The 16644-nt window shown below is 68.9% G+C and carries 11 protein-coding genes; 5 read left to right on the top strand and 6 right to left on the bottom strand.

Annotated features, from left to right (window positions below; translation table 11 throughout):
• Positions 1 to 140: 140 nt before the first annotated feature.
• Positions 141 to 1751, top strand: a complete 1611-nt coding sequence (locus OXG55_00590; protein ID MCY4101753.1) for an AMP-binding protein — start codon at positions 141 to 143, stop codon at positions 1749 to 1751.
• Between the two features lie 66 nt (positions 1752 to 1817).
• Here the strand turns inward: OXG55_00590 and OXG55_00585 are convergent, their stop codons facing one another.
• The 4 genes from OXG55_00585 to OXG55_00570 form a co-directional block, all read right to left on the bottom strand.
• Entirely contained in the window at positions 1818 to 2402 is a 585-nt protein-coding gene (locus tag OXG55_00585) for an RES family NAD+ phosphorylase (GenBank protein MCY4101752.1), read from the bottom strand.
• On the bottom strand, positions 2399 to 3262 hold the full coding sequence (locus OXG55_00580) for a hypothetical protein (GenBank protein ID MCY4101751.1): 864 nt from the start codon (positions 3260 to 3262) through the stop codon (positions 2399 to 2401). The genes OXG55_00585 and OXG55_00580 overlap by 4 nt, the downstream gene beginning before the upstream one ends.
• Before the next feature lie 202 nt (positions 3263 to 3464).
• The gene (locus tag OXG55_00575) at positions 3465 to 5291 is read right to left on the bottom strand and encodes a DUF262 domain-containing protein (GenBank protein ID MCY4101750.1); all 1827 of its coding nucleotides are present in this window, start codon (positions 5289 to 5291) and stop codon (positions 3465 to 3467) included.
• An 83-nt stretch (positions 5292 to 5374) separates the two neighbouring features.
• Complete coding sequence (locus tag OXG55_00570) at positions 5375 to 6760, bottom strand: MmgE/PrpD family protein (GenBank protein MCY4101749.1); 1386 nt, start codon at positions 6758 to 6760, stop codon at positions 5375 to 5377.
• A gap of 123 nt (positions 6761 to 6883) precedes the next feature.
• Here OXG55_00570 and OXG55_00565 point away from each other — a divergent pair, with 123 nt between their 5' ends.
• Positions 6884 to 8512, top strand: a complete 1629-nt coding sequence (locus OXG55_00565) for an FAD-dependent oxidoreductase (protein ID MCY4101748.1) — start codon at positions 6884 to 6886, stop codon at positions 8510 to 8512.
• Between the two features lie 23 nt (positions 8513 to 8535).
• Here the strand turns inward: OXG55_00565 and OXG55_00560 are convergent, their stop codons facing one another.
• A complete protein-coding gene (locus OXG55_00560; protein MCY4101747.1) occupies positions 8536 to 10872 on the bottom strand; it encodes a xanthine dehydrogenase family protein molybdopterin-binding subunit in 2337 nt (778 codons plus the stop codon).
• 172 nt (positions 10873 to 11044) lie between these two features.
• Positions 11045 to 12223: an MFS transporter gene (locus OXG55_00555; GenBank protein ID MCY4101746.1), complete on the bottom strand. Its 1179-nt coding sequence runs from the start codon at positions 12221 to 12223 to the stop codon at positions 11045 to 11047.
• 39 nt (positions 12224 to 12262) lie between these two features.
• Between OXG55_00555 and OXG55_00550 the strand changes: the two genes are divergently transcribed.
• From OXG55_00550 to OXG55_00540, 3 genes are read left to right on the top strand one after another with little or no spacing between them, the layout of a single operon-like run.
• A complete protein-coding gene (locus OXG55_00550; protein MCY4101745.1) occupies positions 12263 to 13636 on the top strand; it encodes an amidohydrolase family protein in 1374 nt (457 codons plus the stop codon).
• Positions 13633 to 15399: an ATP-binding cassette domain-containing protein gene (locus OXG55_00545; protein ID MCY4101744.1), complete on the top strand. Its 1767-nt coding sequence runs from the start codon at positions 13633 to 13635 to the stop codon at positions 15397 to 15399. Before OXG55_00550 ends, OXG55_00545 begins: the two co-directional genes overlap by 4 nt.
• Positions 15396 to 16643, top strand: a complete 1248-nt coding sequence (locus OXG55_00540; GenBank protein MCY4101743.1) for an ABC transporter permease — start codon at positions 15396 to 15398, stop codon at positions 16641 to 16643. The genes OXG55_00545 and OXG55_00540 overlap by 4 nt, the downstream gene beginning before the upstream one ends.
• The last annotated feature ends 1 nt before the right edge of the window (position 16644 follow it).

Raw genomic sequence — 16644 nt, 5'->3', positions numbered from 1 at the left:
GGGAGCGGAAGCGTGCTGGAGGCCACGACCGGCCGCCGCTTCGCCGTCCGCCACGACCTCTCCGCCCGCCAAGCCGAGATCGTGCGCCAAGGCGGCGCCATCAACGCGGCCCGCCGGCCCGCGCCGGAGACCGTCGAGTGATGCTCGCACGCGAACTCGTGCTGCCACACCTGCTTGCCGCCCGAGCGGCCGAGTGTCCCGACCGCACCTTCCTGCAGGAGGTGGACGGCCGTTCGATCTCCTACGGCGACCTGCATCGGTACACGCTCACCTGGGCGGACGCCTACCGCCGCCTGGGCATCGAGCCCGGCGACCGCGTGGCCGTGATGCTCCCGACGGGCATCGACGCCGTGAGCGCCTGGCTGGGACTCGCCTGGCTGCGGGCCTGGGAGGTGCCCGTCAACACGGGCTACGTGGGGCGGATGCTCCGCTACCTGCTGGAGCACTCCCGCTCGAAGCTGCTGGTGACCGCCGCGGACTACCTGGAGCGCCTCGCTGACGTCGCCGCCGAACTCACACACCTGGAGACGATCGTGGTGCACGACCGGAACGACGTGACGAGCGATCTGCCGTTCCGGGTGATCGGCAGGAGCGACTTCCTGGCCGGCGCAGCGCCCGCCACCGACCTCGACGGCCCCGGCCCCGCCGACATCGCCACCGTCATGTACACCTCGGGGACGACCGGCCCCTCCAAGGGCGTGCTGGTGCCGTGGGCGCAGCTCCACGCCACGGCATCCACGTCGATCTTCACGGGCGACTTCGGCGCCGACGACGCCTACTACATGCCGTTCCCGCTGTTCCACATCAGCGGCAAGGGACCCGTCTACACGTTCGCGCTGGTGGGCGGGCGCGTCGTCATGCGCCCCTCCTTCAACACCTCGGCGTTCTGGGACGACATCCGCCGTTACCGCTGCACCACGACCCTGCTGCTGGGGGCGATGGCCAACTTCATCAACCGCCAACCCCGGCGCCCCGACGATGCCGAGGGGCCCCTGCACACCGTCGTGATGGTCCCGCTCATTCCCGAACTCGAGGACTTCAAGCGGCGATTCGGCGTGCGCGTCTCCACCGCCTTCAACATGACCGAGATCAGCGTCCCCATCCACTCCGAGGGCTGGACGCTGGCGGACCTGGAGAGCTGCGGGAAGGTGCGCCCCGGCTACGAGGTGCGCGTCGTGGACACCGACGACGAGGACGTGGGACCCGGCAGGGTCGGCGAACTGATCGTGCGGTCCGATGAGCCGTGGACGCTCATGGCCGGGTACCTCGACATGCCCGAGGCGACGACGGCGGCGTGGCGCAACCTCTGGCTGCACACCGGCGACGCCTTCCGCTACCACGCCGACGGCAACTACTACTTCTGTGACCGCATCAAAGACACCATCCGCCGGCGCGGCGAGAACATCTCCTCCGCCGAGGTGGAGGCGGTGGTCAACGAGCATCCCGGCGTGCTGGAGTCGGCCGCCATCGCCGTGCCGTCCGAGTGGGGCGAGGACGAGGTCAAGATCGTGGTCGTGCCCCGCCCCGGCGAGAGCATCGAACCGGCCGGCTTGATCGACTTCCTGTCGCCCCGTCTCCCCCGCTTCATGCTCCCCCGCTACGTCGAGGTCGTGACGAGCCTCCCCAAGACACCGACAGAGAAGGTCCGCAAGGTCGAACTCCGGCAGCAGGGCATCACGCCGACCACCTGGGACCGCGAAGCCGCCAACTTGAAGTTACGCGGTCCGAAACCGCGCGCCAGCAGCGACTGAGAGACCACCGCAACAGTCCACCTGACGCTCATACGTCGTCCTTGTGGCCGATCTCGGCTCCAATGCTCAGCTAGGCAGCGGAGCCGCTGGGATTACGTCAATGTGGAACCCCCGTCCTGCCGCTACCAGTTCCTGGGCTATGGGACTGGACTTGGGTGGGTAGAAACGATTGGGGGTCTCGCCAGGTTCTCCGAAGAGAGCGACCGCCTCAAGCTCCATTGCGGGATCGTGACGGACTCGGTACACGATGCCGTCGAAGCCGACCTCAAACAGTCGGCTGGCGAGTTCTTGAGCGGGCCCGTAGTCGGTACCCACGGAGTGGGCAGCAGTGATCCCGAAGGCGCCGAGCACTGCGCGGTCGGTCAGGTCGGCAACTTCGACGACATGACGCACGGTGAGTTCTGAGAGACGCCGACCGTCGAGTTCAGCCTTCGGCACTACGCGGATTCGACCGAACACCTCGACATAGGACGCAAGCGGCTCGAGTCCGAGGTAGCACACGCCGAACCGATCCCGGTGGCCCTGCGGCGGGTCGAATCGCAATAGCCCGTCGGTGTTGAACCAAGCCGGGTGATGATGGCGCTGGTGGATGCGGAAGAGCGGTGTTGCCGTATCGATCCGACGAGCGGGGAAGTCTCCCCAGTCGCTCATCGGTTCAGCCGCGCGGCGGCCCTTTCGGCAGCGCGGCGCAGCTGATCCTGATCACGACCAGCGCGCAGCCAGTGGGCGGGCGTCTCGCCGGCGAGGTCCTCGTCCTGCGGTGTCGTAGCCCAGGCAGCGACGAGGAGCGGATCAAATTCATCGAGGCGATCCCTGAAGGCGCCGAGCACGTCACGCACCTCGGGGCGGATGCGTCCCTCGTCAGTATCGAACTGCCATGTCGGATACCAGGTCGTGCCGTCGCCGGGAAGACCGAGGAGCGATCCCGTCTGCTGGCGCTTCGCCAACGCCTGGCGGGTCACACCGAGGAGTCGCGCGACTTGAGTGGTGTCGAGCCGATCACCAACTACCTGAGACCAGCGTGCCGCCGCCAACACCTGCGCCGCTGCACTGCGCCCAAGGCCTACTGCCTCATCGGCTTCGAGCTTGCCCAACCATCTCGCGCCAGCAGTCAATGCTTCGACGAAGCTGTCAGCGACGGAAGCTGCGGCCGACAACCCGATGTCGCTGTCGCGGTGCTGGCGAAGCTCGCGCACCGCTTCGTCGAAGACCGTTCGCACCGGCCGCCGAAGTCCCGGCTCAAGTTCCACAGTAAGGGACTCAATCAGGCGGTCAGAGTCGCTCGTTTCGATCTCGCCGTGCACCAGGCGATTCCGGATCATCCGCAATGCAGCCTCCGTAACCCACCGCTCGGAGGTGCTCTCGGCATCGCTCGACGCCTCGAACACGCGACGGAGCCGATCGTCATACTCGGCCTCGCTCAGAATCACGTGGCCCCGACCCGGGTCGGTCCGACGAGCCAGCAGCCAGCCGAGCAGATCAACGATGTGCGATTCCGTCCCCATGACCATTGCAGCATACCGCAAACAATTAGCTCGTCAACCCGTCAACCGTCAGACGACGGGCCCGCTGCGACGTCACTGGTGGCATGAGTGCGACAGGTGTAGCGAACTGCCCGCGACATACACGATCAACGGCTGATACGTGCGCGAGAGCCTCCTCACCACCGACGTCTTCGGCTTGCACTGAGCAACCGGCGATTGTGAGCACATGTCACCCGGTTGTCTCATCCAACAGATCATCCGGGTTCCAGATGCGTTCTGCCAGTCGGCAATAGAGCTCGCCACGTTCTTCCAGATCTGAACGTTTGAAGTCCTCATGCGCGCGAAACGGGAGACCGCTAGCGCTCACAAAGCTAACAAATCCAGGATTCCGCTCGTACGCCTGCGGATGCAACGAACGTGCCAGCAAGTTCTGAGAATTATAGTGCGGCAGCTTGTCTTCATAGGGGAGGCTGCCATAGCTGGCATTGAATCGTTTGGGAAGCAACAACAAACCGCCGATCCTATTGCGGTGCTCTGAGAAGTCGCTGGAATGACGAAACTCGTCAACATACCGATCAGGTTGGTCAGCCCAAATGTGTTCAATCTCATAGCGATTCCTACCGTGTGCAGTATACTCCAGATATCGAGACGACTGACCAGACTGTGTCTCCACGTAGTCTGTCAATCTCGAGAGCAGTCGCTGGAGCGAATAGCGGTTCTGCTGATGTACCCGCAGTCGGGAATTGCTACGAAACGTCTCGGATTCCTTCAGAAGTCTCTTGTGTAACGTCGTGGCCAGGTCCTCTTCGTCTAGTCCACGGATCTGGCGCACAAGCAGGAAAATCGAGTATTGCATTGTCGAATAGGCAATCGACCGAAAATTCCAGATTCTCCAAGCCAAGAGGATGTCCACAAATTGCGCGACTAGCCGCATCTTCCGTTCGATAGTCGGTGCGGTGTCATCGACTCTGAGAGGAGCGAGGAGGAGTATGTCTTGCAGCGTGAACCCATGGTCTGCGTTGTAGTAAATGTGTTCAAGTCCTTGGATCAACTCCCTCTGAGCTTTCCTCAGCCGGAGATAGTGCCTGCTATAGAAGTCGAACTTACCGTTTACGAAGTCGAAGAAGTCCTCGGATTGATTCAAGACCAGAGCTTTCGATTCATTCCGCACCCAGCGATGGTAGGCGGTGCCAATGTGCTCGAAGTCCTCAGGTACTGCTCCTTTGCGACGCTCACGGCTCTTCATGGCGTACTGACTCCGAAGCCAGCTTTTGAAGAAATCGGATCCGTGCTCATCACTTTCTTCTCGTAGTTCTTGGAGCCGGTCACGCCATAGATCATTCGCCGATACACGTCGGCCTTGATCCATGTTTGTGAGCAAGTACCCCTTGAGCATTTCAGTTGGACTCAGGGACAGACCACGATCGTTCATTGTCTCGAATATGAGATATGAATCCTCGTCGGTGTACGCAGTTATCTCAACCATATGCACATTGTCGATCAACCAATCTACAAAGTATGGGAGTGCGTCTTCGTGGAGTTCCGCAGGAAGGTGATCTTCCACGTCCTGGTATCTCTCATAGAGGTTACGCACTGATTCACTCTCAGCAGCCGGATCGAACGGCGCGCAGTCGAACAGAGCGTCCATGCAAGCGAAGCGTTCTTCAACCGCGAGATTGAACGTTTTCATCCCGTAGCGCTCGGAAAAGATCAGATCATCGATCTGCACGGCGTCATCACGATCTCGTTGAAGGTTTCTTAGAACAATCAACAGCAGAGTAAGGCTCGTGAGGCGCTGCTGTCCATCGACAATAAAACTCTTCCCACGTCGCTGGCTGATGATAATCGAACCAAGGAAGTAATGGGGGAAGTCTGCTACCGAATGTCGGCTGATCCCTGTCTCATATTCTTCAAGGAACATATCGCTCAGGTCGTCGATCAACTCTCGGACCTGCTTCGCTTCCCAACGGTACTCGCGTTGATAATAGTCAATCGAATACTTCACACCTTGAAGCAGCTGGCGGACGCTCTTTGCTTTACCATCGATCGGTCGCATCTGGATCCTTTGTGAGCCCGAGACAGTCGGCTCCACTGGTTGGGGATCGGCTCGGGAATCGTACAGTTCCGCCGGAGTGGTAGTCACCCGAGCAAGAGCAGTTCGGTGAACTCGCTAACCAACGGAGTTGGTCCGTCCCCGCTGATCGCTGCGCTGATCGCCCGGACTCGGCGGGTGTCGATGACGCCTGTGGCGGCGTCGGTCAGCTTGCCAAGGAGGTCCTCGTCGCTCAGTGGATTCGCGGCTGATCCACCGAACGCCTCGGTTGTGGCGTGCTCGGAGGTGCCGTCGGCGAAGGTGACCTTGAGCGACGCGCTCTCCATGCGCCTAGCCTCGTCGGCGACGAACCTGACCTTGTCGCGAAGCGCCAGCACGGCGCGGTCTGAACGTGTTTCGGCAGCCAACTCCTGGACCGTGAAGCGTCCGCGGCACCACGCGGCGGCGACGCAGAAGCTGCCGTCGAACCGGGCCTGCTGATCGTCGGTCGGGACAGAGAACCGCTGTCGCCGGCTGCGGTTCACCTCGGCCACGAGCGGGGCAACCTCGAACGTCATCGAAGCGATCCGCAACCGCCGCTCGGGGGTCGTGCGATCCACGAGTTCCAGCGTGCAGTCCAGGGGGGCCTGGCTGATGGTCTCCGTGGGATAGCGCTTGAAGGCGATCGGGCCGCAGATTCGCCAATCGGCGCCCAGAGAGTCCAGCGTGGACGCAACGTGCGTCGGATCAGACGCCGCGACCGTCGCCAGGAGGCCATGCTCGCCATCGATCGCCGTCAGAGGTGCAGCGAACCCGCGCCGCGCCAGGTCCGCAGCGACGTACCCGCTGCGAGCGGCGTCGCCGATGCGATACGAGTGGACGTCCGTTCCGAGGACCTCCAGCGGGCCGGCGCCGCCCAACGCGGCGAGACCCAGGGCGTGGGCCGTCTGCTCGGCGTCCAGCCCCAGCACGGCCGCGCAGCCCGCTGCAGCCCCGACGGCCCCGGCAGCCACGGCGGGATTGAAGCCGCGTTCATAGTGCGCAGGCATCAGCATCGTCGCAACGGCCAGTTCGACTTCGACACCGAGGGCGAGGGCGACGAGTCCTGTGGCCAGCGAGGCTCCCGATATCTCGGCGGTCGCCTGCACCGCGGGCCACACCGGGGCCGTGGGATGCACAAATGCCTCGATGTGGGTCTCATTGAAGTCCAGCACCTCGAGCAGGGCGCCGTTGAAGAGCGCGGCCCGATCTCCGGTCGTCCTGTCCCCCGACCAGAGTAGGCGGGCGTCGCCTCCGGGCACGGCGTCGGTCGCCCAAGCCCCCAGGCGGCTGACAGCAGGATGGCCGGCGCCGGCCAGGGAGGCTGCCACCGCGTTCAAGAGCAGTCTGCGGGCCACCTGCTGCACCGATTGGGGCAGGGACGCCTTCCGGTGGGCAGTCACGAAGTCCGCCAGACATCCCGTCACCGTCGGTTGGGTGGGGATCGCGTCCATCGGCCAATGGTACGGTCGCTGTTCCGGCATCGCCGGATGCGGCGAGCGCGGGAGGTCGGAGGCGTCCGGCTCTCCCCTCCTCCCGCACCGGGCGTGGCTCGACATCGACGATTGGGAGCACTCGTGGCGGCTCACGAATGCGATCTCCTCTGCATCGGGGGTGGGCTCGGCGGGCTCGCCGCTGCTCTGCGTGCGGCCGACGCGGGACTCGAGGCGCTCATTGTCGAGAAGTCGCCGCTCATCGGGGGTGTCACCGCCTACAGCGGCGGCGTGGTCTGGGTCGGGAACAACCACCTGCAGCGCCAGGCCGGCCTCGAGGACAGCGCGGAGGACACCACCAGGTACCTGCGTTGGGTCGCATGTGACGCCGGCGCGTTCGACGAGGACCTCCTGACCACGTTCGTCCGGCGCGCTCCCGAGGCTGTGGCGTACTTCTCTTGCCTCGGCGTGCGCTTCCAGAGCACCGGGCTGGGTGACCAGTACCACCCCGATGCTCCGGGATCGGTGTCGGGTGGCCGGATCCTGGAGGTCACCGTCGATGGCGAGGCTCTCGGACCTTGGCGGGACCGGTGTCGCAGTTCACCGCATTTCCGACTCCTCGGCCTGACCCATGACGAGGTGCGCCGAGCCGGCGGTGACCTGGTCGCGGGCGAGGTCCTCGCTGAGTTGCACTGGCAGCGCCGTGAGAGCGACTTCTGGACCTGGGGTCCCGGACTGTCCGCCGCGTTCGCGGCCGCAGCTCTCGTGCAGCGGGGAGTGCCGATCCTGCTGGAGGCGCGCTGCATCGAACTTGTCCACAGCGGAGACAGGGTCTCGGGGGCCGTCGTCGAGGTGAAGGGCGAACGCCGCGAGATCCGCGCTCGGCGAGGGGTGCTCGTCGCCACGGGCAGCTACGGCAATGCCCCGTTCGCGGCCGAACTGGAGGGATTGCCGGAGATCTTCGAGGCCTCTCCCCCGGTGCTCGACGGCGACGGCCTGGCGCTCGTCGAACCCACGGGTGCCGCCCGGGCACGCGCCGGGCAGGCATTCACGATCTTTGGCTACGAGAGCCCGACCGAGCGCCACCCTGGGACGGACCGGCCGCTGCACCGCGAGCTGTCGCGGGCACTCGGACTGCCTCACGCCATCGTCGTGAACCGGACGGGGAGACGCTTCGGCGACGAGAGCTTCTACGGGTTCCTGCTACGCGCTGTGAAGGAACGCGACGCCGCGGGGCAGTTCCCCAACTACCCGTGCTTTCTCATCGGCGACAACCGCTATCGCACCCGCTACCGGCTCGGCGACGGCGAGGAATGGCCGGCCGACCTCGCGCAGGCGTCAAACCTCACCGATCTCGCCGGCACACTCGGTGTCGACGCCGGTGGCCTCATCGACCAGGTCGCCGCCTTCAACGACGGCGCCGAGGAGGGGAACGACCCGGCGTTCGGCCGCGGCACGCTCCCCTACAGCCGGCTCCGGGCGGGCGATCCGAACCAGTCGCCCAATCCGAACCTGGGATCGCTCACAGAGCCGCCGTTCTGGGGTCTGCCGCTGAAGCTGCTGGGCACGGGCATCTACTCGACGGGCCTGCTGATCAACAGTGCCGCGCAGGTGCTGACCGAGGATCGTCGCCCTATCGACGGCCTCTACGCCACAGGCAACGCCGCCGCCTACGTCGAGCAGCCCGGCTACGTGGGCGGCCTCGCCAACGCCCGAGCCATCACCTACGCCTACGTCGCCGCCGGCCACGCCGCCTCGCGAACGGTCCGCTGAGAGACCACGACCGGCACGGGGCGTCAGCCAGGGCGCTGCAGGATCCGCCAGATGCGTTCGGGTGAGAGCGGGGTGGCGAGCGTCTCGGCCGCCGGGGCTCCAGCGGTTGTGACGGCGTCCAGCACGGCGTTGAGGACGCAGGAGAAGGCGGCGTTGGTGCCGCCCTCGCCCATGCCCTTCATGCCGCCGGGGGTGTACGGCGACGGCGTCTCCATGTGCTCGACGGTGAAGCCGGGCAACACGTCGGAGGTGGGCACGAGGTAGTCGGCCAGGGTGGTGGTGCGGGGCTGACCGCCGGCGTCGTAGACGATCTCCTCGGTGAGCGCCGCCCCGATGCCCTGCGCGGCGCCGCCGTGCACCTGTCCCTGAACGATCACGGGGTTCACGACAGTGCCGCAGTCGAGGACCGCCACGTAGTCCGTGATCTCCACACTGCCGAGTTCCGGGTCGACCGCCACGGCGCAGGCGTGGGCGGCGAAGGAGAACGTGGGGCTGGGCGGGTCGTAGACGTACGAGGCGGTGAGACCCGGTGCCTGCCCCTCGGGCAGCCGGAACCCCCGGTATGCCGCCGCGGCCACCTCGGCCAGCGGCACCGAAGCGACCGTGCCGGCGACGGTGACCTGCCGGCCGGCGAGGGTCAGGTCGGCGGGGTTGGCCTCCAGCATGTCCGCCGCGATGGCGCGGATCCGCCCGGCCAGCTCGCGCCCGGCGACGACGGCCGAGCCGCCACCCAGGGGCAGCGAGCGCGAGGCGGCGGTGCCGAAGGCGGAATAGGGGGTGACGTCGGTGTCGCTGTGGATCACCTCCACATCGGCGACGTCGACGCCCAGTTCGTCGGCCAGCAGTTGCGCCAGGGTGGTCTCGAGCCCTTGGCCGTGCGGCGACACGCCCGTGTAGAGGCGCACGCTGGCGTCGGGCTCCATGCGCACCACGGCGCTCTCGTAGCCGCCGACCCGCAGGCCCAGCAGCTCGCCCAGGTTGCTCGGCCCCACGCCCGCCAGCTGCACGTGCGAGGCGTACCCGACCCCGCGCCGACGGCCGTCATTCGGCGGCGGGGCGGCGGCCATGCGGTCCTCGATCAACTCGCGGGCGCGGCGCAGCGGAGCGCTGTAGTCGCCGTTGTCGTAGGTGACGTGCGTACGCGTCGTGTAGGGCTGGTCGGTGGGACGGATCATGTTCTGCCGGCGCACCTCCGCCGGGTGCCGGCCCAGCGCACGGGCCACCAGTTCCACCGCCCGCTCGCCGATGAGGGCCGCCTGGGTCTGGCCGAATCCCCGGTAGGCGCCGGCGGACATGGTGTTGGTGGCCACGAGCCGTCCGGTGCCCCGCACGGCGTCCCAGGTGTACGGCCCCGGCGCCATGCCGAGCGCCACGAGCAGCGGCCCGCCGGAGAAGACGCTGCACTGCGCCCCGGCGTTGCGCACGGCGTCGACCCGCAGGCCGCGCAGCGTGCCGTCGTCGTCGAAGGCCACCTCCACGTCGCAGATCTCGCCGCGCCCGTGCGTCGTCGCCAGCAGCGACTCGGTCCGAGTCTCGATCCACTGCACCGGACATCCCGATTCCAGCGCGGCGATGATCACCATCAGCTCGTCCTCATAGAGATGGTCCTTGAGGCCGAACCCGCCGCCGACGTCCGGCGCCGTGACCCGGACCCGGTGCTGCGGCATGCCGAGCACCGCGCAGACGACGTCGCGTACGGCATGCGGTGCCTGCGTCGAGATGTGGACCACCAGCTTCCCGGTGGGCTCGGTGTACGCCAGCACGCCGCGCCCCTCCATGGGCGCTCCGCTGAGGCGCCCGATCACCAGCCGGGTGCGCAGTCGCCGGTCGGCCGCCGCGAAGACCGCCTCGACATGCTCGTCGCTGTCGCCGGCCGCGCAGGCGCCCAGCAGGTTCCCCTCCACGTCGTCCCACAGGCGGGGCGCTCCTGCAGCGAGGGCCTCCAGCGGATCGGTGACCGCCGGCAGTTCGTCGATCACCGGCAGGACCGCCTCGGCGGCGTCGACGGCGGCAGCGGCGCTCGGCGCCACCACCACGCCGATGGGCTGACCGGCGTAGCGCACCTTGCCGTCGAGCAGCGGCGTGGATGTCTGGTTCTGGGTGGCGATCTGCCACAGGACCGGCAGGCGGCCCGTCGCCCGGCGGCGCAGGTCCTCCGGGCCGACCAGCCGGGCATCATCGGGAAGTCCGTCGACCTCGAGGCCCTCCAGAATCCCGTGCGCCACCGGGCTGCGGATCACGGCCGCGTGCAGCACGCCCGCCATCGGGCCGGCGAGGTCGGCCACGTACCGCGCCGCACCCCGCAGCATCGTCTCATCGTTGACCCGCGGCACGCTCCGGCCAACGAAGCGGGCACTCATCGATCCGCCTCCGACGGATGGGCGTCTCGGCCGGCCAGGTGACCCGCGGCCACGCACCGGGTAGCCACGAGGACCGCGACGCACCGGCGGTGTCTCTCCGAGGTCGGCAGCCCCGTCACGAATGCAGTCGCGGTCTTCATGCCCGGTCGAGGGTAACCCCGGGGCATGGGTCTCAATCCGCCGGCTCGATCCGCCCTGCCAGGCGGAACGACACAGCCGATCCCCCCAAGAGGAGGCCGAGAATCAGCCAGGCCCACTCGTAGGAGCCGACGGTGTCCACGAATGCGCCGAACGCCACCGGCGACACGAGGGCACCCAGGTAGTAGCCGGTCATGGTGGCCGCGGTGGCCCGGGCGACCGCGGGGCCGGCCCGATCCACCACCGTGGCGTGCATCGTGCCGATGCCGGCGAACTGCAGGATGATCCCGCCGAGGACGCCCACCATCGCCACCGGCAGTCCGAGTTGGTGGCCGCCGGCGAGCAGCAGGCACGAGACGCCGGTGCCCGCCACCAGCACGACGAGCAGGCGCATGCGCCGGTGCGCACCCAGCCGGTCGGCCCCCACGCCGGTGCCGACCATGGCCACAGCACCCACGGCGGAGGACGCACCCACAAGAACGCCTGCCCATGTCGCCGAGAGACCCAGGGACTCCTCGGCGTACGGCACCGTCCAGGAGAGCAGCGGCTGCGCCCCGGCGATCAGGCAGAACGCCCCCACCGGGAACCAGAAGAAGCCCCGCGGCAGGCGGAGCGACCGGCGCCGCAGCAACTCGTGCGGGTCGCCCGTGTCATCGCGCAGAACCGCCAGCGCCACGAGGGCCATCGCCGCAGCGCCGACCCCGAGCCCGCCGTACACCCATCGCCAATCCCAGCGGTCGGCGACGACCGGAGCGACCGCCGCGGTCAGGGCGCTCATCAGGAGGATCCCCGAGCTCCGCGTCGACAGGGCCACCGCCCGCCGCCGGGGGCTCACGGCTCCGGCGACGGCGACGTTCGTCCCCACGTTGTTCAGCGAGTACCCGAGTCCCGCCAGCACACCGGCGGCCGGCAACGGGGCGTAGCCGCCCAGGCCGGCGGCCAGCCCGGACGCCACCACGACGAACGCCATCCCCCCGAACACGGTGAGCCGGCCGCCGACGCGGTCGCAGACCCGCCCGGCGGCCAGGGACGCCACTCCGGCGCAGCCGAAGTAGAGGCTCACCAGCAGGCCCACGTGCCAGCGGTCGATACCCAGGTCGGCGCGCAGCGCCGTGGCCATGAACCCCGGCACGTAGCCGTACGCCGAGTTGAACGCGATCGACAGGGTGCTGACGCCGACGACGACCGCCGCCGGGCGAGGCTTCCGGATCATTCCCTCCACGTTCGTGGCAATTTTGCCAGACTTGCGGCCGTGCCCGGGCTACTGCTGCGCGACGTCGCCCACCTCCTGACATTCGACAGCGACGACCGGGAGCTGCGCGACGTCGATGTGCGCATCGCCGACGGGCGCATCGCCGAGATCGGCGACCTCGAGCCGCAGACCGGCGAGACCGCCATCGATGCCTCGCGGCTGCTGGTCATGCCGGGGCTCATCAACGCGCACCAGCACCTCTACCAGGTGGGCCTGCGGAGCATCCCCGAACTCGAGAGGGTCCTGCTGGACGACTGGCTGATAGGCCTCGGGCGGATCTGCACGCAGTGGTGGAACGACGGTCACTTCACCCCCGAGGCGATCGCCACGATGGCCCGGGCCGGCATGGTCGAGTCGCTGCTGTGCGGGGTGACGACCGTCGCCGACCAGCACTACTTCTTCCCGGGCGGCGTGACGGCGCCGTACATCGAGGCCACCATCGAAGCGGCACGGGAGGTCGGCATCCGCCTGCACGCCGGGCGGGGCACCATGACCTACGCCCGCAGCGAAGGCGGCGAGGGCCCCGATTCGGCCTGCCAGAGCGTCGACGAGGTGCTGCGCCACTCCCTGGAACTGATCGAGACCTACCACGACCCCGATCCGCTGGCCCGCGTCCGCGTCGACCTGGCCCCCTGCGGACCGCATGTGGACCGCCGCGAGGTCTTCGCCGCCTTCGCCGAGATGGCGGCGGAGCACCCGGGTGTGGGCCTGCACACGCATCTCTACGAGGGGGTGGACACCCAGTTCTGCCGCCGCCGCTACGGCCGGTCCCCCTGGCAGGTCATCGGCGAGGAGGGTTGGCACAACGACAGGGTGTGGCTGGCGCACATGGTGGACTGCCCCCGGGGCGAGATCCCCGACTACGCCGCCACCGGGGTCGGGCTGGTGCACCTCGTCGCCCCGGACCTGCGCATGGGGTTCCGCCCGGCACCGGTTCGCTGGTGGCTCGACGGGGGATGCACGGTGGGGTTCGGCACAACAGGGTCGGCCTCCAACGACGGCGCCAACCAGATGGGCGACATGCGGCTGGCCGCCCTCTCGCACCGCCAGCACAGCCCCGACCCGGAGCGCTGGCTGAGCGCCCGCGAGTTGCTGGCCATGTCCACGCGGGGTTCCGCCCGCTGCCTCAGCCGCTCGGAGTTGGGGACGATCACTCCCGGCGCGGGCGCCGACGTGGCTGCCTGGGACATCACCACGGTAGACCGCGTCGGCGTGCACGATCCGGTCGTGGGTTTGGTGCTGACCGGTCTGTCGGACCGTGCCGACCTCGTGATCGCCGACGGTGAGGTGGTTGTGCGGGACGGCCGCTGCGTCAGCGTCGACGAGGACGAGGTGGCGGTCGCAGCCCGCGCCACCCTCCCGCCGCCGCCGTGAGCACCGACATGGCTCCCGAGGTTGCCTTCGAGGCACGGGGGGTGTCACGACGCTTCGGCGCCACCCAGGCGCTGGACAACGTGGACTTCGATCTGCGGGCCGGGGAGATCCACGCTCTCGTTGGCGAGAACGGCGCCGGCAAGACGACGCTGGCCAAGATCGTCGCGGGCGCCCTGCGGCCCGACCGCGGCACACTCGAGCTGTTCGGCGAGCCCTACAACCCGCGGCGCCGCTCGGACGGCTCCGCGTCCGGCGTGGCGCACGTGCGCCAGCAGCTGTCCCTCGTGCGCGGCCTCACCGTCGCGCAGAACATCGAGCTGGGCCGCCCCCGCCGCCAGGTCGCCGGAGCGCCGGAGGAGACCGCGGCGCCCGGCGGCGGTGAGGACGGGTCGCTCCCGGCGGCGCGACGCGGCGCCGGCCGGCGCCCCTGGCCGCGCACCTTCAACGCCAAGGCCGCCCGCGCCGAGGTCGAGCGCCTGGCCGCCGAACTGGACCTGTCGGTGCCTCCCGACGAGTTGGTGGACGGACTGCCGCTGGCGGTGCGCCAGCAGGCCGAGATCCTCATCAGCCTGGCCTGGGGCGCCCGCCTGCTCATCCTCGACGAGCCCAGTTCGGCACTGGGCCCCCTGGAGACCGAGGCGCTCATCGAGCTGTGCCTGCGCCTGCGCAGCGAGGGCACGCCCATCATCTACATCTCTCACCGCCTACCGGAGTTGGCCGAGCTGGCCGACCGTCTGACCGTGCTGCGTCAGGGCCGGGTCGTGACCGCCGGCGAGGAGGTGGCCGGCTCCGACCTGCGCCGCATCGCCGAGCTGATGGTGGGTGACCTCTCGCTGTTGGAGGTCCGCCGTCCGGACCTCGAACGGGGCGACGTGCGTCTCGAGGCCGACGGGTTGCACCTCGCCGCCGAGCACGGCCCCGGCCTGCGGGACGTGTCGCTGCGCGTGCGGGCCGGGGAGATCGTGGGCGTGGTGGGCGTGGCGGGCAACGGCCAGGAGGAGCTGGCGTCGGTGCTCACCGGGCAGGCCACCCCCGACGGGGGCACGGTGCGCATCGACGGGACCGACGTGACGGGTTCGCCGGGCGCCGCTGTCGCAACGGGGATGGCGCTGCTGCCCGAGGACCGCACCGCGGGGCTGGCGGCCGGATTCACCCTGGCCGACAACCTCATCGCACGGCGGGTCTCCGACGCTGAGTTCGCCCGCTTCGGCGTGCGGCTGCGGGCGTCGGTGCGGCACCACGCCCGGGCCCTGGCCCAGCGCTTCGACGTGCGTCCGCCCGAGCCGGCACTCCGAGCCGCCTCGCTGTCGGGCGGAAACCAGCAGAAGCTCATGGCCGCCCGCGAGATGGAGCGGGATCCGGCAGTGCTGGTGGCGGCGGGACCCACGAAGGGCCTCGACCCGCACGCCGGAAGAGCGATCCGCGACCGCTGCTTCGAAGCCGCGGCCCGCGGCGGGGCGGTGGTCATCATCTCCGCCGATCTCGACGAGGTGGCCGACCTTTCCCACCGGGTGGTGGTGCTCAGCGGCGGGCGGGTGACCGACCGCTTCGGCGTCGAGGAGATGACCTCGGCCCGCCTCGGCGCGGTCATGGCCGGCCTCCACTGGGATCGATCCGGTGAGCGGGCACCGGAGGAGGCCACCGGCGGGGGCGGCGACGGATCGAGTGCCGACTCCGGCACCCCGCAGGACGACGGCGAGGGTACGACCGGGCGCCATCCCGGCGAGGCAACCACCGGAGGCGGGAAGGAGGGCACGTCGTGAGCGTGACCGCGGAGGGTCCCTCCGGCGGCGGCGCGCCGGGGACGTCCGGCGCCGGCGACGGCACCCGGGTCCCCCGCGCGGACACCCCGTTCGAGCGCGCCACGATCGGCCTCGGCACCAGCCTGCTGGCAGTGCTGGCGGCCCTCGGCCTGGGAGCGATCATCCTGGCAGGATCCGGCGACAACCCCCTCACCGCCTACGGGGCGATCCTGGCGGGCAGCTTCGGCGACTCGTTCGCCATCGGCGAGACGCTGGCGCGGGCCGCTCCGCTGGCGATCGTGGGCATCGGCGCGGCGGTGGCGCTGCGGGCCGGCGTCATAACCATCGGTGCGCAGGGCCAACTCATCGCCGGCAGCATCGGCACGCTGGTCGCCGGTTTCGTTCTCCGGGACGCCCCGCCGGCGGCGGCGATCCCGCTGGCGGCCCTCGCCGGGGCGGTGTTCGGAATGGTGTGGGCACTGGTTCCGGCGCTGCTGCGGGCACGCCTCAACGTCAACGAGATCCTCTCCACGCTGCTGTTCAACGAGTTCGCCTTCCTGCTGCTCGGCTACCTCCTCAACGGTCCGCTCAAGGAGCCGGCGGCCATCACCCCCAAGTCCGATCCGCTGGCGGACAGTGTCATCCTGGGCGACCTGGTGGCGAGCACCCGGCTGCACGCCGGCGTGCTGGCCGTCGTGGTGATGGTGGCGCTGTTCGGCCTGTGGACCCGCTCGACGATGGGCTACCGCTACGACCTCTTCGGCGAGAACCCCCGCCTGGCGCACAGCCTGGGCATTCCCGGGCGGCGCATAATCCTCAACTCGCTGCTCATCTCGGGAGCGCTGGCCGGTCTGGCGGGCTGGTTGCAGGCCGCGGGGCTGCTGGGGCGGCTCTACGTGGACATCGCCGAGGAGATCGGCTTCTTCGGCCTCGTCGTGGCGATGCTGGGGGGCGCCCGGCCGCTGGGCATCCTGGCGGCCGCGCTGCTGGTGGGGGCGCTGCAGGCGGGCGGGCTGCACATGCAGGCCACCGAGGGCATCCCCGCCTCGCTGAGCGACGTGATCCAGGCGCTGATCCTTCTGGGGTTCGCGGTTCGCTACGCCCCGCAGATCGCCGCGATCTTCCGCCGGGCGGTGCGCTCCGTCGGTGAGACGCTCGGCCCTGTGGTCCGCCACAGGGGCGCCCGGACGGCCGGCGGCACCGGTGATCCCCGCGGCGGCCCCGCGGGAACCGGCGGCGACCCCGACGGGCACGGGGAGTCCTGAC

It is taken from the genome of bacterium, from assembly GCA_026708055.1.
Classification (GTDB): domain Bacteria; phylum Actinomycetota; class Acidimicrobiia; order Acidimicrobiales; family CATQHL01; genus VXNF01.
The sequence above is the reverse complement of the archived record's forward strand: the minus strand, read 5'-3'. Positions and strand labels throughout refer to the sequence as shown.